The organism is Rhizobium sp. N621, from assembly GCF_001664325.1.
In the GTDB taxonomy this organism is placed as follows: domain Bacteria; phylum Pseudomonadota; class Alphaproteobacteria; order Rhizobiales; family Rhizobiaceae; genus Rhizobium; species Rhizobium esperanzae.
Window position 1 is genome coordinate 328379 of sequence record NZ_CP013495.1, and the last position, 20713, is coordinate 349091.

A 20713-nucleotide genomic window follows, 5' to 3' on the forward strand; every position below is an offset into this window, starting at 1 on the left:
CGCCACGGCGGATCTTCACCAAGCAAATTCGGCGGTTGCCAACTGGTCGCTGCGCCCCGCTAAGATTGCCCCTGTCACGCGCTTTTGCTAATTCCGGTTCCTGAGCGAGCGGAAGCGGCCAGCGGCGTCCCGTATTGAGGTGCGCGTAATCCCTTCCGCTCCCAATGGCTTATGCTGCCGGAGACCATATGCTGGACGACGTCTTTCACATTCCAACCAGGGCCCTGATCCGCCAGGGTGGGCGGGCCTGCTTTTTTCGTCTCGTCAATACGAGCCCCCTGTTGATCCAGGTGCAGTCGGGAACGAAGATCGTCATGGCGGATGACAAGGCTTTGCGTCTTGAGGCGGGCGCTTATGCCCTGCTGCCCGACTATCGGCCGTTGACGATGGAGAACATTCCAAAGGCGCCGCAGAAGTATCAGACCCTGGCGCTGCCTGTTCCAAGACAGCTCTTCGAGGATGCCTATATCGCCATGGGTTCGATCGCCGTCCCCTCGCGGCCGCTCCCGGCAAGTACCTCGAACCTGCCGGAGGAAGCGGCGGCATTGTTTGCCTATTGCTGTCAGCCCGGCAACCTGACGAGGCTTCCCGGCGCCATTGCCAAGGCGCGTTTGATGGAGCTGATCACCTGGTTCGCGCTCTGCGGCGCGGTGCTCGGCCGATGCGAAAGTCCTCGGCTCGAGGATCGACTGAGGCAGATGATTGAAAGTGATACGGCGTTCGATTGGACGCTGGGGCACGCGGCGCGCGCCTTAAACATGAGCGAAGCGACGCTCCGGCGTAAGCTCGCCGCCGAAAAGACAAGTTTCAGCGAGATATTGAGCGACACAAGGATGAATCGCGCCCTCGCCCTCATCCAAACCACAACCCTGCCGATGGCACAGGTGGCGCTCGAAGTCGGTTACGATTCGCCGTCGCAATTTTCGGCACGGTTCAAAGAGCGGTTCGGCGTCAATCCGCGCCATGTGCGGGGCGGAGCTGAGCGTTTTGAGCGGATCGGGGCAGAAGTTGAGCATAGCGGGGCAGATGCGCTGCCGTGACAACGGTAGTTTTCCCGCATCATCAACCGCAGGAAAACAACATGCGTCTTATAACAGCAGCACTTCTGGCCGCGTCCGTCTGTGGCGCCACGGCCGCCCGAGCCGAAATGAAGCTCACTTCGAAAGATCTGACATCAGGCAAGACCATGGCCGATGCGCAGGTCTTCAACAGCTTCGGCTGCACGGGCAAGAACATCTCGCCGGAACTCACCTGGTCGGGCGCTCCAAAGGGAACCAAGAGCTTCGCCGTGATGGTCTACGATCCGGATGCTCCGACCGGATCGGGCTGGTGGCATTGGTCGGTGTTCAACATTCCGGCAAACGCCTCGAAGATTGCCACCGGCGCCAGCGGAGACAAGAAGCTTCCCCCAGGCGCGGTCGAGGGCCATACGGATTTCGGTACGCCAGGATATGGCGGCGCATGCCCGCCAGTCGGCGATGCGCCACACCACTACCAGTTCACCGTCTACGCGCTGTCGGTGGACAAGCTGCCGCTTCCCGAGACGGCACCGGGCGCGATGGTTGGCTATTATGTCCGGGCAAATACGCTCGACAAGGCCTCGATCGAGGTCACCTACGGCCGCTGATGCCGTCGGACAGCCATTGTCGCTGCAGAACGCGGCCGGCCAAGGAAACCTTGGCCGGCCATGCCTGCTCGTCCTCCAGGCAAATTAACCCGTCACGGCTTCCCAGCAAATCAACGGACCGTCTTCGGCATCGATGCGCTCGCCGGTGCGGGTGAACCCGTTGCGCTCGAGAACACGTTGCGACGCGATGTTCCCGATCCCTGTCTCCGCAGAGAGCAGCGCCACACGAGGATCGCTCCGTCCCCAGGCCAGCAACTGCCCTATGGCCCGCGTCGTGCATCCACGGCCCTGGCGGGAAGGCGCAATGCCATAGCCGATACGGATGTTTCCATCTCGTGGCATTCTGACGATGGAGCAGAGACCGACAACCTCATCCTCCTCCACGATCATCCAGGCCGACGGCGAGAATGCCGCGCCGATGTCGGCCGCAAGGCGGCTCAGCATCTCCAATACCTCAGGAGGCGCAATCGCGCTGTCGGGGACAAGGCGCAGGTTAAGAGGCGCGCTGCCCTTCAGCAGCGCGTCAAAATCAATAGGCGTTAGTTCGATGATCATGTTCTTCTCGACATTAGACATGCACCCGTATGGGCGCGCTAAGGCCGGGCAATAATGGGGATCAGTTCTCAGCCGATATGCCGAGCACCTCTATCCCTACCGCCGCAGCCGGTGAGTTCTGGATCGTTGCGACGGCAAACAAAGGCCTTCTCCTACAAACGAAAGTGCGAATGAGAAGTCCGCGAGCATCCTAGCACGCGTCTTTCCCCCTTCGGGAAATTAAGCTGGAACGTAGACCAACCGGATCACATTCTCGTCAATACGGTCATTAGCAATAAGGCGCAGCGGCGGTCGGGGTCCGGCAAAATAGGGCTTGCCGTGACCGAGCACAACGGGATGCAGATAGATAATATACTCGTCGATCAGGCCAAGATCGGTGAGGCTTCGCGCCAGGTCCGGGCCGGCCACTTCGATCTCTCCGTCGCCTTCGGCTTTCAGCTTGCGGATCGCACTCTCAAGATCGCCCTCGACCAGCCTGGCGTTGGGACCGACCGATTTCAACGAACGCGAGACGACCCATTTCGGCTGGTTTCGCCAGGCGGCCGCGAAGTCGCGTTCGTCTGCGTTCCATTCAGGATGATCGTCATCCCAGTAACGCATGATCTCATACATTTGCCGACCGTAGACACTGCCCGCTTGCCTCCGCGTCGACTCGACGAAGTGACGGAAGAGCGTGGGGCTTGGCCCGAACGCCATGTGATCGACATAGCCGTCCAGGGACTGGTTCATTCCGAACACGAGCTTGGCCATGCTCACTTCCTTTCGAGGGTCCATCCGCCTGGGGTCGGATTGCGTTGCGCGATCGTCAAAGCTTAGATCGACTGATTGTGAATTGCAATCAGTTTTTCGGAGGTGAACCCACTTGCGGGAACGACAAATCGGGCGCGCAGCGGACGTGCCCATATCGCGTTGGGGCTACGAGCCTATCGTGATGCAAAGCGCTTCTTTGCCGGATCGGTGAACGGCATGAACAGGGCGACAAGTGTGCCTTCCGGATCGCGGAACTGCACCGAACGATTGCCCCACGGCATCAGTTTAGGCGCATGAACAAGGTCGACTTTATCCTTCAGCCTGATATATTCGGCGTCGACATCGTCCACCATGAACTCGATGATCGCCGTTCGGTTGGAGCCGGCCTCGGCGCTGCCTTCCCTAAAGAGCGAAACGGTTTCCACGCTGCCGATGGCGAGTGTCGCCGAAGGGGTGACGATTTCGGCGAAGACCGGTGCCAACCACTCGGCAGATTGCAGGGTGACCATTTCGTAGAAGCCGACCATAGCCTTGATATCAGCGGCGATCAGCCGGATTGAGGCAAATTTCATGAGCTTTTCCTTTCGACAAGGCCGAAGAGCTGCGCGCGGCGTCGCTGCGGGCCTTGTCGCACAGGCCTGTTGCCAGCATTGTGGCAACAGGAGTCAACAGCAATGCGCAAAGCCGATCGCCTGTTTCAGATCATTCAGATCCTGCGCCGTACGAGCCGGCCGGTGACTGCCGCGGCTATCGCCGAGGAGATCGAAGTGTCCAGGCGCTCGGTGTATCGCGATATCACCGATCTGATCGGCCAAGGCGTCCCGATCGTCGGAGAAGCCGGCTTCGGCTATGTGCTCGATCCCGGCTATGACATGCCGCCCTTGATGCTGACGCCCGACGAGATCGAGGCGATCGTGCTGGGTACGCAATGGGTCGCAACACGCGGCGACAAGGCGTTAACCGCAGCGGCGCAGGACGTACTGAGTAAGATCGCTGCCGTTATTCCCGAAAGGCTGCGTCCATACATCGCCGAGCCAAGCGTTGGAGCAAAGCCTGGCAGGATCGTTCCGACGGACATGGTTGACTCGAACGAACTGCGCCGGGCGATCCGTGAAGATCGAAAGCTTCGCCTGCGCTATCGATCCGATACCGGGGAGGAGACCGAGCGGATCGTGTGGCCGATCATCCTCGGTTACGGTGAAGCAACGCGCTTGATTGTAGCCTGGTGCGAGCTGAGGCAGGACTTCCGTCACTTCCGAACCGATCGCATGATCGAGATCGAGGTGCTGGAGGCAGCCAGCGGCCTACGAAAGGGCGACCTGCGTCGCCGCTGGGAGCGATGGCGCGAGGCGCAGCGCTCCCGGTCCGGCCACTAATCGCCGGCGTGCGGCAATAACCGCGAAGACGTCGCTATTGCCGCCGTGTATTCCTCACTCCCACTCGATCGTGCCGGGCGGCTTCGAGGTGACGTCATAGACCACGCGGTTGATGCCGCGCACTTCGTTGATGATGCGCGTTGCGGCGCGGCCGAGGAATTCCATGTCGTAGTGGTAGAAATCCGCGGTCATGCCGTCGACGGAGGTGACGGCGCGCAGCGCGCAGACGAATTCATAGGTGCGCCCGTCGCCCATGACGCCGACCGTCTGGACGGGAAGCAGCACGGCGAAGGCCTGCCAGATGGCGTCGTAGAGGCCGGCCTTGCGGATTTCGTCGAGATAGATCGCATCGGCTTCGCGCAGGATCTGGAGCTTCTCGCGGGTGATGCCGCCGGGGCAACGGATCGCAAGGCCCGGACCAGGGAAGGGATGGCGGCCGATGAAGCTGTCGGGCAGACCGAGCTCGCGGCCGAGCGCGCGCACCTCGTCCTTGAAGAGTTCGCGCAGCGGCTCGACGAGCTGCATGTTCATGCGCTCCGGCAGGCCGCCGACATTGTGGTGCGACTTGATCGTCACCGACGGGCCGCCGGTGAAGGAAACGCTCTCGATCACGTCGGGATAGAGCGTGCCCTGGCCGAGGAAATCGGCGCCGCCGAGTTTCTTTGCCTCTTCCTCGAAGGTTTCGATGAAGAGCCGGCCGATGATCTTGCGCTTCGTTTCAGGGTCGCTGACGCCCTCGAGTTCGCCGATGAAACGGTCCGAAGCGTCGACATGCAGCAGATGCAGATTGTAATGCTCGCGGAACATGGCGACGACGTTGGCCGCCTCGTCCTTGCGCATCAAGCCGTGGTCTACGAGGATGCAGGTCAGTTGGTCGCCGACGGCCTCGTGGATCAGGAGCGCTGCGACGGAGCTGTCGACGCCGCCCGAAAGCGCGCAGATGACGCGTTTGTCGCCCACCTGCTTGCGGATATCTTCGACCGCCTTTTGGCGGTAGGCCGACATCGACCAGTCGCCCTTGATGCCGGCGACATTGTGAATGAAGTTGCCGATCAGCTTGGCGCCGTCAGGCGTATGCACAACCTCGGGGTGGAATTGCACGCCGTAATATTTGCGCTTCTCGTCGGCGATGAAGGCGAAGGGCGCATTGGAAGAGGTGGCGACCACCTTGAAACCATCGGGCAGCGCCGTGACGCGGTCGCCATGGCTCATCCACACCTGATGGCGCGAGCCGGAGGACCAGAGGCCTTCGAACAGCTGGCAATCCTTGTCGACATCCAGAAAGGCGCGGCCGAATTCGCGGTGATGGCCGCTTTCGACCTTGCCGCCGAGCTGCATGCACATCGTCTGCTGGCCATAACAGATGCCGAAGACCGGCAGACCGCTGTCGAAGATGATCTGCGGCGCCCGCGGCGATCCCTCGTCGACCGTCGAAGCAGGGCTGCCGGACAGGATCACGGCTTTCGGCTGCAGGCGCTTGAAGCCCTCTTCGGCCGATTGGAAGGGAACGATTTCGCAATAGACGCCGGCCTCGCGCACGCGTCGTGCGATGAGCTGGGTCACCTGGCTGCCGAAATCGACGATGAGAACGGAGTCGGGATGTGCTGTGTGGGTCATGGCGAGGCTTTAAAGAAAAGCGCTTCGCCTTGCAATCCGGGAAATCGGCGACGTCGGGTTTTTATTGTTCCGATTGTCCCAGATTTTAGCTAGGGTCTAGAACCAGAAAACCCCGTCTTCCAGCGCGGTGAACAGGCTGTCGACGCCGTAGGAGAGCTTGCGGTCGACGATGTGCAGATACTCGGTCCAGCCGGAAATATGCTGCAGCTCGACCGCACCGTCGGAAATGCCGCGAAGGCCGATCAGCGGCAGCTTGTAGCCCTGGCAGGCGCGCAGCACCGCATAGGTCTCCATATCGACCATGTCGGCGTCGATGTCGCTATAGGCGGCACCCGAGATGACGTTGCCGCCCGTGGAAAGACTTGCCTCGGCAATACCAGGAATGCGCAGCGGCAGCTCGAGCGTCGCCGGCAGGTCGAGGAAGGGCGTCCGGCCCTTTTCGAAGCCGAGCGGCGAAGCGTCCATGTCGCGGTAGGAAACCGAGGTTACCTGATAGATTTCCGTCTGTTCCAGTTTTGCCGAACCGGCCGAGCCGAGCGAAACGACGAGATCCGGCAGATCATCGGCAGCGTCGAGCCGCGCCAGCGTCTTGGTCAGCGCCACCGCTGCCTCGACCGGACCGACGCCGGTCATCAAGGGTTCGATGCGCGACCGCAGAAACGGGCCGTATTCGGCCTCCGCCGCCATGACGAACAGCATGGATTTTCCGGCGACCGATTTCAGTTCGAACTTCATCCTGTAATTCCTTCTCTGCCGCGGATGACCATCATCGTTCCGGTCATGGAGGCGATGAGTTTCGCCGGCCCGTCGCTGATCGCGTAGCCTCGCCCGTCGGCGACGATGATGGTGGAGCCCGGCTTGGTGATTTCGCCGCGAAAGAGGAAGCGCTCGCCACGCCCCGGCGACATGAGATTGACCTTGAACTCGATCGTCAGGATCGAGGCTTCCGGGTCGATGACGCTGTAGGCGGCAAAGCCGCAGGCTGAATCGAGCGCGGCGGAAATGATGCCCGCATGCAGAATGCCGTGCTGCTGCGTCAGTTTGATGTCGAAGGGAAGCTCGATCTCGACGACGCCGTGCTCGACGCGCGTCAGCTCCGCGCCGATCGTCTGCATCGCCGCCTGGCGCGCAAAGTTGCGGCGGATTCGCGCGCGGAAATCGCCCCTGTCAGTCTCACTCATGGCTACCCCTCTCGAAGCCGGGAAAGTGGCATGGCGGGCCGGATTCGACAAGCTGGACATTGCTGAAATCGAACCGGTGGGCGATGGAAACCTCAAGCCGTGTCGCCAGCGCAACCTTTCGCCGTGCCGTCGTTGCGCAAACCGGTTGCCGGCCTCCTGCGAAGGCGATTGCAGCTTCGCGCGCAGCGGGTATTCTCCGGCATCCTGTCTCGAAATAGGGGAGCGCCGGCGCTATGACGACGATATCGCAATCGGTTCGGAATTTCGAGACTTGGCTGGCCGGGGAGCTCGGCGGCGATCTCGTCAAGGACGATCTCCTGGAAAAGCACGAGAAGATGCGCAGCGACGATTTCGTCTTCCTGCGTGCCACCTATTGGCGCTGGTGCGAGATCATCCTCGATATCTGCCCGGAGCTCGGCCGCGCGCCCGAAGTGCTGGCGATCGGCGATACGCATCTGGAGAATTTCGGCACCTGGCGCGATAGCGAGGGCCGGCTCGTCTGGGGCGTCAATGATTTCGACGATGCGGCGGTGATGCCCTATGCGCTGGATCTCGTTCGCCTTGCGGCAAGCGCCATCCTGGCGCGCGGGGAGGACGGTCCCTCGGTTCGCATGATCGGTGAACTGATCCTCGGCGGTTACCGCAGAGGCCTTGAAAATCCGCTGCCGGTCATCCTCGAACGCGACCACAAATGGCTGCGCAAGGCGCTGATGCTGCCGAATTCGGAACGGCGGGAATTCTGGGAAAAATACGAGATGTTGGCTCCGGGCAAGACGAAGGCGCCGGCTGCCTATATCGAGGCCCTTTCCGAAGCATTGCCATCGGGATCGGGACCTTTCACGGCCAAGCCGCGCAGCGCCGGCACCGGCAGCCTCGCCCGCCCGCGCTTCGTCGCCTATGCCGAATGGCAGGGTGGGCCGGTCTTGCGCGAGGCGAAGGCGCTGGTGTCCTCGGTCTGGTCGCTTCACCACAGGCCGCTTGATGGGACGATCCGTGCGGGTGAAATCGCCGCCGGCCGGGCGCGCTCGGCCGATCCTCATTATCGCGTCTGCGACCGCATCCTCGTGCGCCGGCTCTCGCCGAACAGCCGCAAGATCGAAATCGACAAGCATCCGGAGATCCTGCTTTCGCCGACAATGCTCGAACTGATGGGCTTCGAGGTCGCCAATTGCCATTCCAACGATGCGGCCGCCGCAGCAGCGATTCTGAAGGATTTACAGGCCCGGGGATCCGAATGGCTGCATGAGGCGGCGAGGGCCGCGGCGTCGAGCGTCAGCGCCGAGCAGAAGGCCTATGCGCGCGCCCGCTGAGAGATCCGGACAATGTGCTGATCCCAGGCGACATCGCTGCGGATCGCCAGGAAATCGCCGTCATAGGAGGAGACGGCAAAGCCATCTCTTGCCGGCGCGATGCCGGCGGCCTCCGGAACGGCGCTCTCGGCCAGCACCTTGCCCGTTTTTGCGTCGATGGTCACCGAGGCGCCACCCTTCGGCGAGGTGATGCCGACGAGACCTTCGCTGCGGTTGACGGCGATCGCCCCGACATAGTTGGCAAGCCTGCGCGTCGTCTCCTCCGGCAGCGCGACGAAGGAAAGATCCTCTCCTTTGGCGAAACGGCCGACCAGCGGCGGCAGGTCCTTGCGGTGGCCTTCGTACTGGCAGGCGAACCAGATGCGGCCCTCGCCGTCGAGGTCGACGTGGCGGGTCGACAACTGCGACCATTCGGCCGGCAGCACGTGTTTTTCGATCAAGGCGCCCGTTGCCGCATCGATCAGCGCCAGCGACGGCTGCATCGCCCCGAGATTGAGTTTGGTGCGGCCGAAATCCGGATGCGTCTCGATGCCGCCATTGGCGACGATGAGCAGGCGTCCGTCATCGGAAACCGTCATGTCATGCGGACCGATGCCATAGGTCTCGTATTCGCCGATGCGAGCAAAGCGGTTGGTGGCGTCGTAGAGACCGATCATGCCGCGATTGCCGTCGAAATCATTCTCGCTGGCGTAGAGAATCCGGCCATCGGGCGAGAAGACGCCATGCCCGTAAAAATGGCGGTCTTCCCTGGAACTGATGACGATCGGCTCGCCCTTATCTCGTGGATCGAAGATCATCGCATAGGTGCCCGGCCGGCGCGCGAAGGCGACGGTCTTGCCGGTGGCGGCGCTGAAGGCCATGCCGTGGGCACGGGCGGGAAGCGCCACCTGATCAATGATCTCGCCGTGCTCGGTCACGGTCGCAATCGCAAAGGAACCGTTTGCCGTGCGAATGCCCGAGGCGTAGACCGCATCGGCCCGTTCAAGCGCCAACAGCGACCTCGGCGCCAGGCTTGCAAGGAAGCCGATTCCTGCCGCCTTGACAAAACTGCGTCGATTGATCAGGGCGCTCCGCATCATCGCTTCAATCTCCGTCCGAAAAGGAAAAGCCGGCCGAAAGTCCGATGGCCGCGCCATAGTCGTCGCTGATCCGGGTGATCAGAGCACGGCTTTCGGCCAAAAGCGTGTCGAGCTTGGCCTTTTCCGCATCGCTGGTGGCGGCGTCTATATCGGGGTTGAGTTTCGGCACGCTGTCGAGCAGCGATTTGAAGTCTTCGTCGATCGAAGCGACAATCGACCGTTTGTCCGGCGGCAGAAGCTCGGCCATGCCGGCCTTCTGCCAGAGCGTGCGCAGGCCCTCCAGATTGGCGGCCATCGACTTCCAGGTATTTTTCGAACGCCAGTAGATCGCCATGCGCGGCCGCGGCGCGTTATCCTTGCCCTTGTAAAACTGTTCCAGCCGCTGATCGCGGACATTCTCGGCGCCGTGGACGAGAATGCCGAGCAGCGCGGTCACGGCCTCCTTGTTGTCCATGAAATCATTGCTCTGCGGGCCGGGATGTTTCCAGCTCGCCTGTACCCCGTCCGGCTTTTCCCAGGCGGCGACGACTTCGCCGGCCTCACGCTGGATATTGCCGGCGACGGCGGCGCCGTAAAGGCAGCGGAAGCCGCCCTTCTGCCCGACGAGATTTTCCGAGCCGTTGCCGTAAAGCACGTATTCCAGTGCCGTCAGGCCCTGCAGCCCCACGCTCTTGCCGGCGATCGCATCGACCGTCGCATCCTTCGGGTCGGCCTTGGCGATCAGCGCCTGCACCTGCTTCAGGCCGACACCCTTGCGATCGGGATAAAACAGGATGTGCTCGAAGAGATTGTCCTGGATGACGGGGCCGGTCTGGACGATCTCGATGATCGACCAGTAGCGGATCGTATCGTCGAAGGCCGATTTCGCCTTGTCGAGAGTCTGCTGCGTGCCGGCGTCGCAGAGATCCTTCATCGCCGTCGTCAACCGGGCGGCCGATTGCTGCATGTTGCGATAGCCGGGACGGATCACCTCGTCGACGGCGCGCTGCATGACGGCGGGAACGGCATCCTCGTTCAGCCCTGCCGGAGGAGCGGCGGTCTCAGCGGCCGCCGATGTGGCGAGGCTGATCAGAGTGAGGCAGAGCAGGGGGTGCCAAAGGCGCATCAAAGTGACTCCAGGAATGTAATCAGGGCCTCCCTGTCGTCTTTGGACAGGGAGGAGAACGCGTTACGGGCTTTTTCAGCTTCGCCGCCATGCCACAGAATCGCCTCGGTGACGTTTCGCGCACGGCCGTCATGCAGAAAAAAGCTGTGTCCGCTGACCGTCCGGGTCAGTCCTATACCCCATAGCGGTGGTGTGCGCCATTCACGTCCGCTTGCAAGTCCGACCGGCTGCCCGTCGGCAAGTCCTTCGCCCATGTCGTGCAAGAGAAAGTCGGAATAGGGCCAGATCAGCTGGAAGGATTGCGCCTTCTCAAGCGAATCCTTGCGGGTGACGAATTTCGGCACATGGCAGGAAATGCAGCCGGTTTCGTAGAAAATCCGCTTGCCCTTCAGCGTCTCGGGGAAGCTCGCCTTGCGGCGCGCCGGAACGGCAAGATTTTCGGAATAGAAGGTCACGAGATCGAGAATGGGACCCGGCGCTTCTTCCTCGCCGAGCCGTTTCTGCACGCCGGTCGGCATAACGAGGCATTTTTTCTCCGCCTCGGTGCAATCGCCATGCGCATCGGGGTGATCGGGGGTCGAGATGCCGATATCATTGGCGAAGGCGTCCGCATTCTGGTCGCGCACCGTAGCATTCTGCGCCTTCCAGCCGAACCGGCCGAGCGAAATCTTGCCGCTGCGGTGGTCGCGCACGATCGCCACCTTGCCTGATATGCCATCGCCATCGGCATCGTCGGGATCGGCATGGGCAAGGATATCGGCCTCGGGGATCGCCTCGATCAGACCGAGGCCGACCATCGCAGGCGCAACACGCGCCGAAATCGTCGTCGCCGGATCGAGCGGTCCGTAGGCAAGGTCGGCCGCCATATAATGCGGGCGGCGCAGCGGCACGGTCTCGCCGTCGCCAAGGGTCGCCGTCTCCTCGTCATAGCGGATCGCCATCCGGCCTTCGGCGGCAAGACCGGGAACGGCAAGATCCTGCAGCTGATGGCCATAGACCGGATCGGGAAAATTGAGGATATCCGCCCCCGCGATCGCCTTTTCTTCCTCGAGTGTTTTGGCTGCGCGGGAAAGCCGCAGGAACATCGAGACGGCGCTCGGACCGCCTTCCGGCGGCTTACCGCGGCCGTCATTGACATGACAACTCATGCAGGAGCGGGCGTTGAACAGCGGCCCGAGCCCGTCGGAGGCCTGCGTCGAGGAGGGCGAGGAAACCCAGAGCTTGCGGAACAGCGCATTGCCGAGCTTGAAATTCTGCTCTTCCTCGAAGGGGACGTTGGCCGAAATATGCGAGAAACTGTCTTCGCTGACCGGATCGATCGAGGTCGTAGCCCCGGCCTGCATCGCTTCATATTGTTCCGCCTTGGAAAAATCCGCGGTCGGCCGGGTCACATCGGTGACGCGCTTCAGATCGGCCTCGGAAAGATCGGAGCGTTTCGTCGGCAGATCGAAACCGGCGGCAATCGTTGCGGAAAATCCGGCAAGCAGGGCGCAGAGCGCTACGCTGGCGATCAATCGGCGGGCCGAGGCATGCGACATTTCAGGGTCCGGGCCGCTCCACTGAGAGCGGCCCGCCTTTTTGCTTATTTGAAGACGGCGTTAGGATTATCCAAGCTGTCGGAACCTTCAAGCTGAACCGTGCCGAGGTCGAGTGCGGCAATAACGCGCTGGATCGATTTCGTCTGGTCGATCAGCCCGTCGATGGCGGCCTGGACGACGGCGTTGCCGTCCTTGTTGCCTTCGGCGATCATCTGGTCGTACTTCTCGACCGTCTCGCCGCGCTTGGCCATGGCGTTCATCGCATCGAGCGTCTTGTTGAGCTTGCCTTCCAGCTCGGCATCGAGCGCCTTGTCCTTGGCGGCCACGAGGTCGTGCAGCGACGGGCCGCTGAGCTTGGTGCCGTCGACGCGCGTATAGTTGCCCGTATAGGCGGCGGCGATGCCGACGGCGTCGTTGAGATGCGAATTGTAGGTGTTGTCGGAGAAGCAATCATGCTCTTCCTCGGGATCGTGCAGCAGCAGGCCGAGCTTCATGCGCTCGCCGGCAAGCTCGCCGTAGGAGAGCGAACCCATGCCCGTCAGGATCGCGACGAGGCCGGCCTTCGGATCGGCTTCGATATTCTTGGTCGCAGCCCCGTCCGGTTTCCAGTTGTCGGTCATTTCCTGCAGGTCGGAAACCAGCAGCGTCGAGGCGGACTTCAGATATTCGGCGCGGCGGTCACAATTGCCGTGCGTGCAGTTCTTGAGGTCGTAATCGGTGGCCGGGCGGTTGCCGGCGCCGGGTCCCGTGCCGTTCAGATCCTGGCCCCAGAGCAGGAATTCGATGGCGTGGTAGCCGGTCGCGACATTGGCTTCGATGCCGCCGGCCTCGGCGAGCGTGCCGGAGAGGAATTCCGGCGTCAGCTTGGAGGCGTCGACATCCTTGCCGTCGATCTTGATCGTCTTGTTGGCGATGACGTTCGCGACGTAAAGCGAGTTTTCGTCGCTCTCGCTGCCGTAGGCAGGATCGACATAATCGATCAGGCCTTCATCGAGCGGCCAGGCGTTGACCTTGCCTTCCCAGTCGTCGACAACAGGATTGCCGAAGCGGTAGACTTCGGTCTGCTGGTAGGGGACGCGCGCTTTGATCCAGGCGTCCCGGGCGGCCTTCAGCGTTTCGTCGGTGGGCGCCTTCAGAAAGGCGTCGATCGCGGCGTCGAGCGCCTTTGCCGTCGTCAGCGAGTCTTCGTATTTCGCATGCGCCACGTCGGCATAATGTTTCACCACGGCGGCAGCATCGGTGGCGGCCTGCGCGGGAAGGGCGAGCAGGGCTGCGGGGGCGATCGCCAGCACGGCTGCGCGGAGTTTGTTGAGCTTCATGATCCTCTCCTGTGACGGATCTTCCGTCTAATCGGGCCCCGTCTCTTCGCGCAAAAGTAAACTGGTGTCAAACGCTCTAGTTTGGAATGATTTTAAGGACCGAGACGGGTATACGCGGCCTCTTTCAGACGCTTGTGCCTGAAAGATCAGCGCGCTGTCCTGCTGCCGCGCGGCAGGCTGGTGTCCATGCCTGACCGGCCGCGTCAGCCTTTGCGCTGCAGGCGGCAGAAGAAGAAGCCGTCCGTGTCGGTGGAAGCCGGCGTCAGCGTGACCGTCAGGCCGTCGGAAGAGTGCGGCCGCGGGGCATCCTTGCCGAACAGCGCGTCCCAGGCGGGCAGGGCGCTGACGATCTGGAAATCGGGATTGTCGGCCGCGAAGCGTCGCACCTGTTCCTCGTTTTCCTGAGGCAGAACCGAGCAGGTGACATAGATCAGTTCGCCGCCCGGTTTGACGAAGCCGCTCGCCTGCGCCAGCGCGTCCTGCTGCTGGGCGGTGCGCTCGTCGAGGTTCTTCGCCGTCAGGCGCCATTTGGTATCGGGGCGGCGGCGCCATGTGCCGGTGCCGGTGCAGGGCGCATCGACCAGCACCTTGTCGCAGCGCCCGGCAAGGGCCGAAAGCCCTCTGGGATCGTCATGCACCTGGACATTGCGCGTGCCCGCCCGCTTCAGCCGTTCGATGATCGGCGCCAGCCGTTTGCGGTCGGCGTCGTAGGCGTGAACCTGGCCTTTGTTCTGCATTGCCGCCGCCATGGCGAGCGTCTTGCCGCCGCCGCCGGCACAATAATCGAGAATCTGTTCGCCATCCTTGGCGAGCACCAGGTCGGCGACGATCTGCGAACCTTCGTCCTGAACTTCGAACCAGCCTTTCTGGAACGAAAGCTCGGCGGTCACGTTGGGAAGGCGCGAGGCGCCTTCGCCGGCGGCAATCCGGATGCCGTAGCGGGCGATCTTCGCCGCATGTGCGCCAGCGCGTTCGAGCGCCTTGACCGCCTTGTCGCGCGAAGCCTTCAGGATGTTGGCGCGCAGATCGAGTGTCGGCCGCGCCGCAAGTGCCTGTGCCTCGGCCAGCCATCCGGCGCCGAAGGCCTGTTCGAAGGAGGGTTGGACCCATTCGGGAATATCACCGCGGATATGCGGCGGCGCATCGTCGAGCGAGCGGCTTGCAAAGGCGGCGAGGGCATCAGCTGCAAGCGGCGGCGGTGCAAACTTGTCGTCCGCCAGTTCGGCGGCGAGGCGATCGGGCGTGAAGCCCCATTGGCGGAACATGACGGCGTGGGCGATGGCCGCGGCGCTGTCATCATCCATCAGCCAGGCATGGGAGAGCCGCATGCGCAAGGCGTCGTAGACGATATTGCCGATCGCCGCACGATCGCCGGAACCGGCGAAGCGGTGCGCAAGGCCCCAGTCCTTGAGCGCGTCGGCGACGGGCCGCTTGCGGGCATCGATATCCGCGAGCACAGAAATCGCCCCTTCGAGGCGGCCGCCCAGACGCATTCACATATCTCCTGTTGCCATGACGTGTGAACGATCCGCACACAGGCCGGGCGGATTGTTGACAAGTTTCAACCGCGTGGTAACCGCGATTGGCGGCAAGAGCAAGCGCCGGTCAGGGCGCAGCCGGTTGTACGGCGCTGTCAGAAGCTGATCACTTTGGCTGTCAGCCTTAGCTGATCACCTCGAGTGTCAGCCTTAGCTGATCACCTCGAGTGTCAGCCTTAGCTGATCACCTGGTAGCAGACTTTCGCCGTGCCCGAGCTCACCATGCCAATATTCTGTGCGGCGGCGCGTGACAGATCGAGGACGCGTCCACGAATGAACGGACCGCGATCATTGATGCGGACGACGACGGTGCGGCCATTGTTGCGGTTGGTGACCTTCACCTTGGTGCCGAATGCGAGCGAACGATGCGCGGCAGTCAAGACGGCGGGGTTCATACGTTCTCCGGAAGCAGTTTTGGAGTGAAGAGCGTACCATGAAGCACCGCCGCAGCCATTTGCAGCAAAACCTTCCGCCGGAAGCATGGAAGAGAAGGCTGCAATAGTTGCGGCAGCGATAATAGAACGGCTGATTTTCTTCAAAACGGAGTATCCCTCAACTATTGAACGCGCGCCCTTGCAGGCGGCGGGGCTTAAATCCGTCGAAAAATGGCAAAAAAGTGCCGCGTGTAATCACGGAATGTTACAGTGAGTAATATTTGTGATGATATTGATAAAATTTCGGAATTTGCCTCGTGCGGCAGAACGTAGAAAAAACCCAATGGAATCAGCTAAAATTCAAATGAATTTTCCGACGAAGTTCTAGGTCGCGCGGTTCTCACGGAAATCACGAAATTTTTTTTCTGCTTTCGCCATATTTGCTGCCACATTTGAGCAAATTCAAAGGCTGTTAACAATAAGATGCGGCGAGAATTGTGCGTAGAGTTGCGGAAAGTAGGAATTTCCTACTCATTTTGGGTGATGACTCTGACCGCCCGCATCTAACCGCGCCAGCGTCCGTCCTGCCACAATTGTGCAAGCGACATCGGGTAGTTCGGGAAGGAGAATCCGAAACCGGCCGCCTTCAGTTTCGCATTGGAAACCCGCTTGTTCTCGCCGTAGAAGGAGCGCGCCATCGGGGTCAGTTCGGCGGTTTCGAAAGCCTGTTCCGGCGGCGGTTCGACGCCCATCAGCCGTGCCGCCTCGACGATCACGTCCTGCGGCGGCCCCGGCCGGTCGTCGGTGACATTGTAGATGCCGCCGAGGCCGCGCTCCGACAGGAAGTGCGCCGCCGCGCCGATGTCCTCGACGCGGATGCGGTTGAAGACCTGGTCCTTCTTGATCAGCCGCCGCGCCGTGCCCTTTTCGAGATTGCAGAAGGCGTTGCGCCCCGGCCCGTAGATGCCGGAAAGACGCAGCACCGCCGCCGGAATGCCACGCTCGCGGCCCATTGCCAGCCAGCCTTCTTCCGCCTCGAGCCGCTCCTTCGAGCGTCCGGAGACAGGCACGCAAGGTGTTTCCTCGTTGATCCATGCGCCCTGGTGATCGCCATAGACGCCGACGGTGGAGAGATAGCCGATCCATTCGAGCCTCGGCAGTAGGCCGGCGCCGTCCTTATCGAGCAGTCGCAACAGCGGATCGGCCTTTCCCGGCGAGATCGACTGCACCAGATGAGTAACATCGGCCAAAGCCCGGACAAGTTCCTCTTCCATGGTCTCACCATCGAACAGGAATGCCTCGATGCCGGCGCGGCGGAGCGCTTTCATCTTCTCTGCCGAACGGGTCGTTCCGGAGACGCGCACGCCGTCGCCGGCGAAGGCCTTGGCAATCGCCGTGCCGGAAAAACCGCAGCCAAAGATCATCACATGCATCAGCCCACTCCCGCCAGTCGCCATTCGTTCAGTACGTCGTTGTCGCTCTCATCAGCCCTTTGTGCGGCAAAGGCCGAGAATTCGCCAGCCGCCATCAGCCTTGAAAGCGCCCAGACCGCCATCCCCCGCACCACCGGCGAGGCATCGTCGGCGAGCAGGCGGCATTGCGGGATGAGCGACCTCTCGCCGGAATTGCCGGCAGCGATCAGCACGTTGCGGACGAAACGGTCACGGCCGATCCGCTTCACAGGCGAGCCGCTGAAAAAGGCACGGAAGGCGGTGTCGTCGAGTGTCAGCAGAAAGGCGATCGACGGCTCCTTCAGCTCTTCCCGCGCCTGCAGCTTCATTTCGGAGGCGGAGCTTGCGAACTTGTTCCAGGGGCAGGCGGCGAGACAGTCGTCGCAGCCGTAAATGCGGTTGCCGATCAGCACCCGCAGATCGGGGTTGATCGGACCCTTGTGTTCGATGGTGAGATAGGAGATGCAGCGCCGCGCGTCGATCTGGTAAGGCGCCGGAAAGGCGGCGGTCGGACAGACGTCGAGACAGGCGCGGCAGGAGCCGCAATGATCGATCTCCGGCGCATCGACGGCAAGATCGGCGGTGGTGAACATCGTGCCGAGAAACAGCCACGAACCATGTGTGCGGCTGACGAGATTGGTGTGTTTGCCCTGCCAGCCGAGACCGGCCGCCGCCGCCAGCGGCTTTTCCATGACCGGCGCGGTATCGACGAACACTTTCACGTCGGCACCGGCCCGCGCCGCAAAGCGCGTGGCGATCTCCTTCAACCGGCCCTTGATGAGGTCGTGATAGTCGCGGTTGCGGGCATAGACGGAGATCGCCGCTTTGTCCGGCTTGTCGAGGATGCCGCGCGGATCTTCTTCCGGGGCGTAGTTGAGGCCGAAGACGACGACGGATCGCACGTCGCTCCAGAGGGTCAGCGGATCGCCGCGCCGCTCGCGCGTTTCCGCCATCCACTCCATCGTGCCGTGCCGCCCGGCATCGATGAACTCACCGAGACGCTGTTTGGCTTCGGGGATCGCGTCAGGGCGCGTGATGCGGCAGAGATCGAAGCCCTTGGCCGCAGATTCCGCCCGAACGAAGTCGGTCAAATTGTCGCGGCGCCGCCGCTCTTTGTCGTCTCTATAAGCTTCGGGCATGAAGAGCCCTCGTCAGAAATCCAGATCGGCATAGTGTGAAACGGGGGTCAGGCCGCGCACGCGCTCGGTCAGCATCGGCCGGAAAGACGGGCGGGACTTCAGCCGCTGATACCACTCCTTCACGACGGGGGCTTCGGCCCACTCGATCTCGCCGAGATAATCGAGGATCGACACCGAGGCGGCGGCGGCAAGATCCGCATAGCTCATTCGCTCCCCCGCCAGCCATTGGCGCGAGCCGGCAAGCCAGGTGAGATAACGCATATGCTGGCGGATATTCGCGCGGGCCGTGCGCAAAATCTTCGAATCCGGCGCTCCGCCACCCTGATCTGATGTCATCTGCAACTTGTAGACACGCTCACGTGCGAGCGGCTTCGTCACGTCGTTTTCCATTTTCTGCATGAACCATTCGGTCAGCCGACGGATTTCCGCCCGCTGGAAAGGATCCTCGGCGAGCAGCCGCCGGTCGCGCTTCAAGACCCCGTGCGTCTCGTCGAGATATTCGGAAATGACGCTCGCGCCACAAAGCGCACGCATGCTGTCGTCGACATAGACCGGCAACGTACCGGCCGGATTGAGCGCCAGGAAATCCCGGCGCTTCTCCCATGTCTGCTCTTCGATCAGATCCGTCTGATAGCCGTATTCCGCCAGGATCAGCCGGACGAAGCGAGATGCGGAGGACATGGGATGATGATAAAGCGTGGGCATCGATACTCGGGCTTTATGATTGCTGTTACAGGACTGTGTGGCAGCTCGTTTATAGCGCCTTAGTCATGACTCATTGGTTGAAGCTATAGGAGCTTGGCCCGGCCAATACAAGCGAATCGGCTTTCACGCCATCTGACAAGGGACAAAACACACGTCTTGCCTATGAGGATAACGGCTGCCTGATCGGCTCAGACGCAGCTCTGAGCATTTCCTGCAGGAGATGCTCGGTCCGAACGACCTTTAAACCGGAGACAATTTATGGACTATATCAATGCCGCCATTCTCGGTGTCATCGAGGGGATCACCGAGTTTCTGCCGATCTCCAGCACCGGCCATCTCATCATTGCAGAGCAATGGCTCGGCCACCGGTCGGACATGTTCAACATCGTCATTCAGGCGGGCGCCATCCTTGCCGTCACCATCATCTACTGGCGCCGCCTGCTGGATCTGGTGCTCGGCTGGCGCGAACCTGAGAATAGGGACTATGCCGCCAAACTGATCGTCGCATTTCTCATCACCGCAGTCCTCGGGCTCGTCGTCAAGAAGCTCGGCTTTGAACTTCCCGAGACCGCGACGCCGATCGCCTGGGCGCTCATCATCGGCGGCATCTGGATGATCTTTGCCGAATGGGCGGCCGCGCGCCGGCCGCCGCATAAGCAGATCACCTGGCTTGTCGCCATCCTGGTCGGCATCGCCCAGATCGTTGCCGGCGTCTTTCCGGGTACGTCACGCTCCGGCGCCACGATTTTCGTCGCCCTGTTGGCCGGCACCGGCAATCGCGCCGCGGCGACCGAATTTGCCTTTCTCGTCGGCATCCCCACAATGTACGCCGCGAGTGGCTATGAATTGCTGAAGACCTTCAAGGACGGCGGCGCGGCAGGTGAAGACTGGACGGCGCTCGCCATCGCCTTCGTGGTCTCCACGATCGTCGCTTTCATCGCCGTCAAATGGCTGCTCGCCTATATCAGAAGCAACCGCTTCACGCTGTTTGCCATCTACCGCATCATTCTCGGCGTCTTGCTGCTCGGCATGGCCGCGACTGGCCTGATCGCCTGAGGCATCCCCACCCGCAACGCATTCGCGCAACTCCCGGCGCGGATGCGATGCACCTATCGCGGCTGCTGATCCTGCGAAGCTGCCGGTGCCGTTTGATCACGGGGCGACATCCATGCGATCAATGCCATGGTTCGATGTCCGTATGGGCGAAGTCGTCGCCCTTGAAGAGGAGGGGCAGAGATAGGCTCTTCGCCAGCGCGTAGGCGGCACAATCGGCTTCTTTCTCGAAGATGGCGATCAGCGCAGACGTGTCGATGACGATCATACTGCGTTCAAGTCGTCGATGATCTCTTGCGGGCTGCGCGGATCGAGCACGGGCATGGCTGCAATCCTCTCCCCGAAGGCGAGCATCTCTTCCACTGTGATCCGGTGCTTCGGCTTGTCGAGCACTCCGAAGGTGATGGCTTCACGCTTGATCGCGATGCGAACGACGTCTTCGGCGCTTCGCCCCGTACGGTCGGCGACTAGCCGCGCAAGGCGTTCGGTCTCTTGTGGCACCTGCAACATCTTTTCAACCTCTCAAAAGCCTTCCGACCACAGCTATTGAAAGCGTATTACAAGAGACGGTTTTGCAATGACCTACCACATCGGCTCGAAAACCGGCTTCGATTTTCGCAGGTCGATGCGCAATTTTCGGAGTGTTGGAGCGTCTTTTGCGCGTCTGGCAAGACGCCCGGTCGTCAGTGGCTGATCGAAGCCGTCGAGCAAGGATCGACGCCGTAGGCCGGCGAGCAGTCGCCCTTGACCGCCGCGACCGAACCGGGCGCAACGAAGGAACCTGCCATGATAATCAGCGCCGCACACGCAAAAAGGAGCGCGATTGACTTGCCCATCGAGAAATGCCTTTCACAGTGATTGCCGCACGCCTTCGCAGACATTGAGTCCGTTGGAAGACGCGGGGTTTGGTAGTCAGTGGAATGACAAATAGCAATAAACGTTCCTGCTAAATTTGGTGTTAATTCCACAAAATTTCCGCTGCGCCTTTTATGCAAC

21 protein-coding genes and 1 pseudogene are annotated in these 20713 nt (G+C 61.7%); 5 read left to right on the plus strand and 17 right to left on the minus strand.

The genetic code is table 11. The features are described from left to right. The first annotated feature begins 188 nt into the window (after nucleotides 1–188). Entirely contained in the window at nucleotides 189–1040 is an 852-nt protein-coding gene (locus tag AMK00_RS01640) for a helix-turn-helix domain-containing protein (RefSeq protein ID WP_064800365.1), read from the plus strand. A gap of 41 nt (nucleotides 1041–1081) precedes the next feature. Beyond that, nucleotides 1082–1627, plus strand: a complete 546-nt coding sequence (locus AMK00_RS01645; protein ID WP_064809323.1) for a YbhB/YbcL family Raf kinase inhibitor-like protein — start codon at nucleotides 1082–1084, stop codon at nucleotides 1625–1627. Nucleotides 1628–1711: 84 nt separating this feature from the next. Here the strand turns inward: AMK00_RS01645 and AMK00_RS01650 are convergent, their stop codons facing one another. From AMK00_RS01650 to AMK00_RS01660, 3 genes are all read right to left on the minus strand, one after another. Continuing rightward, nucleotides 1712–2203: a GNAT family N-acetyltransferase gene (locus AMK00_RS01650; RefSeq protein WP_189636991.1), complete on the minus strand. Its 492-nt coding sequence runs from the start codon at nucleotides 2201–2203 to the stop codon at nucleotides 1712–1714. A gap of 198 nt (nucleotides 2204–2401) precedes the next feature. Further along, entirely contained in the window at nucleotides 2402–2932 is a 531-nt protein-coding gene (locus tag AMK00_RS01655; protein ID WP_064809324.1) for a dihydrofolate reductase family protein, read from the minus strand. 173 nt (nucleotides 2933–3105) lie between these two features. Next, nucleotides 3106–3504, minus strand: a complete 399-nt coding sequence (locus tag AMK00_RS01660; RefSeq protein ID WP_037142934.1) for a VOC family protein — start codon at nucleotides 3502–3504, stop codon at nucleotides 3106–3108. 102 nt (nucleotides 3505–3606) lie between these two features. On the opposite strand from AMK00_RS01660, the gene AMK00_RS01665 reads away from it, so the two are divergent. Continuing rightward, a complete protein-coding gene (locus AMK00_RS01665; protein WP_064809325.1) occupies nucleotides 3607–4308 on the plus strand; it encodes a helix-turn-helix transcriptional regulator in 702 nt (233 codons plus the stop codon). A gap of 54 nt (nucleotides 4309–4362) precedes the next feature. Here the strand turns inward: AMK00_RS01665 and guaA are convergent, their stop codons facing one another. The 3 genes from guaA to AMK00_RS01680 form a co-directional block, all read right to left on the minus strand. After that, nucleotides 4363–5925 carry a glutamine-hydrolyzing GMP synthase gene (gene guaA / locus AMK00_RS01670; RefSeq protein ID WP_064800371.1) on the minus strand — a complete coding sequence of 521 codons (1563 nt, stop codon included), beginning with the start codon at nucleotides 5923–5925 and terminating at the stop codon, nucleotides 4363–4365. Between the two features lie 96 nt (nucleotides 5926–6021). Next, nucleotides 6022–6660, minus strand: a complete 639-nt coding sequence (locus AMK00_RS01675; protein WP_004673906.1) for a 5'-methylthioadenosine/S-adenosylhomocysteine nucleosidase — start codon at nucleotides 6658–6660, stop codon at nucleotides 6022–6024. Continuing rightward, on the minus strand, nucleotides 6657–7106 hold the full coding sequence (locus tag AMK00_RS01680) for a PaaI family thioesterase (RefSeq protein ID WP_010028223.1): 450 nt from the start codon (nucleotides 7104–7106) through the stop codon (nucleotides 6657–6659). The genes AMK00_RS01675 and AMK00_RS01680 overlap by 4 nt, the downstream gene beginning before the upstream one ends. Before the next feature lie 233 nt (nucleotides 7107–7339). Here AMK00_RS01680 and AMK00_RS01685 point away from each other — a divergent pair, with 233 nt between their 5' ends. Further along, nucleotides 7340–8416 (plus strand): DUF2252 family protein, encoded by a 1077-nt coding sequence (locus AMK00_RS01685; protein WP_064809326.1) that lies wholly within the window; start codon nucleotides 7340–7342, stop codon nucleotides 8414–8416. Here AMK00_RS01685 and AMK00_RS01690 read toward each other — a convergent pair. The 9 genes from AMK00_RS01690 to AMK00_RS01730 all read right to left on the minus strand — a co-directional run bounded on the left by AMK00_RS01690 (nucleotide 8398) and on the right by AMK00_RS01730 (nucleotide 18664). Next, on the minus strand, nucleotides 8398–9495 hold the full coding sequence (locus tag AMK00_RS01690; protein ID WP_064800373.1) for a DUF1513 domain-containing protein: 1098 nt from the start codon (nucleotides 9493–9495) through the stop codon (nucleotides 8398–8400). The genes AMK00_RS01685 and AMK00_RS01690 overlap by 19 nt on opposite strands. A gap of 4 nt (nucleotides 9496–9499) precedes the next feature. Next, complete coding sequence (locus AMK00_RS01695) at nucleotides 9500–10600, minus strand: imelysin family protein (RefSeq protein WP_064809327.1); 1101 nt, start codon at nucleotides 10598–10600, stop codon at nucleotides 9500–9502. Further along, nucleotides 10600–12138: a di-heme oxidoreductase family protein gene (locus AMK00_RS01700; protein ID WP_064809328.1), complete on the minus strand. Its 1539-nt coding sequence runs from the start codon at nucleotides 12136–12138 to the stop codon at nucleotides 10600–10602. Before AMK00_RS01700 ends, AMK00_RS01695 begins: the two co-directional genes overlap by 1 nt. A 44-nt stretch (nucleotides 12139–12182) precedes the next feature. After that, the gene (locus AMK00_RS01705) at nucleotides 12183–13457 is read right to left on the minus strand and encodes an imelysin family protein (RefSeq protein WP_064809329.1); all 1275 of its coding nucleotides are present in this window, start codon (nucleotides 13455–13457) and stop codon (nucleotides 12183–12185) included. 203 nt (nucleotides 13458–13660) lie between these two features. Continuing rightward, nucleotides 13661–14950, minus strand: a complete 1290-nt coding sequence (locus tag AMK00_RS01710) for an RsmB/NOP family class I SAM-dependent RNA methyltransferase (protein ID WP_064809330.1) — start codon at nucleotides 14948–14950, stop codon at nucleotides 13661–13663. A gap of 221 nt (nucleotides 14951–15171) precedes the next feature. After that, a complete protein-coding gene (locus AMK00_RS01715; protein WP_064800378.1) occupies nucleotides 15172–15534 on the minus strand; it encodes a septal ring lytic transglycosylase RlpA family protein in 363 nt (120 codons plus the stop codon). A gap of 398 nt (nucleotides 15535–15932) precedes the next feature. Then, on the minus strand, nucleotides 15933–16802 hold the full coding sequence (locus tag AMK00_RS01720; protein WP_064809331.1) for an SDR family oxidoreductase: 870 nt from the start codon (nucleotides 16800–16802) through the stop codon (nucleotides 15933–15935). Then, nucleotides 16802–17959 (minus strand): tRNA epoxyqueuosine(34) reductase QueG, encoded by a 1158-nt coding sequence (gene queG, locus AMK00_RS01725; RefSeq protein ID WP_064809332.1) that lies wholly within the window; start codon nucleotides 17957–17959, stop codon nucleotides 16802–16804. Before queG ends, AMK00_RS01720 begins: the two co-directional genes overlap by 1 nt. A gap of 12 nt (nucleotides 17960–17971) precedes the next feature. Then, the gene (locus AMK00_RS01730; protein WP_064800381.1) at nucleotides 17972–18664 is read right to left on the minus strand and encodes a glutathione S-transferase family protein; all 693 of its coding nucleotides are present in this window, start codon (nucleotides 18662–18664) and stop codon (nucleotides 17972–17974) included. Between the two features lie 258 nt (nucleotides 18665–18922). Between AMK00_RS01730 and AMK00_RS01735 the strand changes: the two genes are divergently transcribed. Further along, nucleotides 18923–19720 (plus strand): undecaprenyl-diphosphate phosphatase, encoded by a 798-nt coding sequence (locus AMK00_RS01735; RefSeq protein WP_064809333.1) that lies wholly within the window; start codon nucleotides 18923–18925, stop codon nucleotides 19718–19720. A gap of 118 nt (nucleotides 19721–19838) precedes the next feature. Here AMK00_RS01735 and AMK00_RS30465 read toward each other — a convergent pair. Further along, nucleotides 19839–19937 (minus strand): annotated as a pseudogene (locus AMK00_RS30465) (type II toxin-antitoxin system VapC family toxin); the annotation flags it as partial. Nucleotides 19938–19981: 44 nt separating this feature from the next. After that, a complete protein-coding gene (locus AMK00_RS01740; RefSeq protein ID WP_064809334.1) occupies nucleotides 19982–20227 on the minus strand; it encodes a type II toxin-antitoxin system VapB family antitoxin in 246 nt (81 codons plus the stop codon). Nucleotides 20228–20713: the final 486 nt, after the last annotated feature.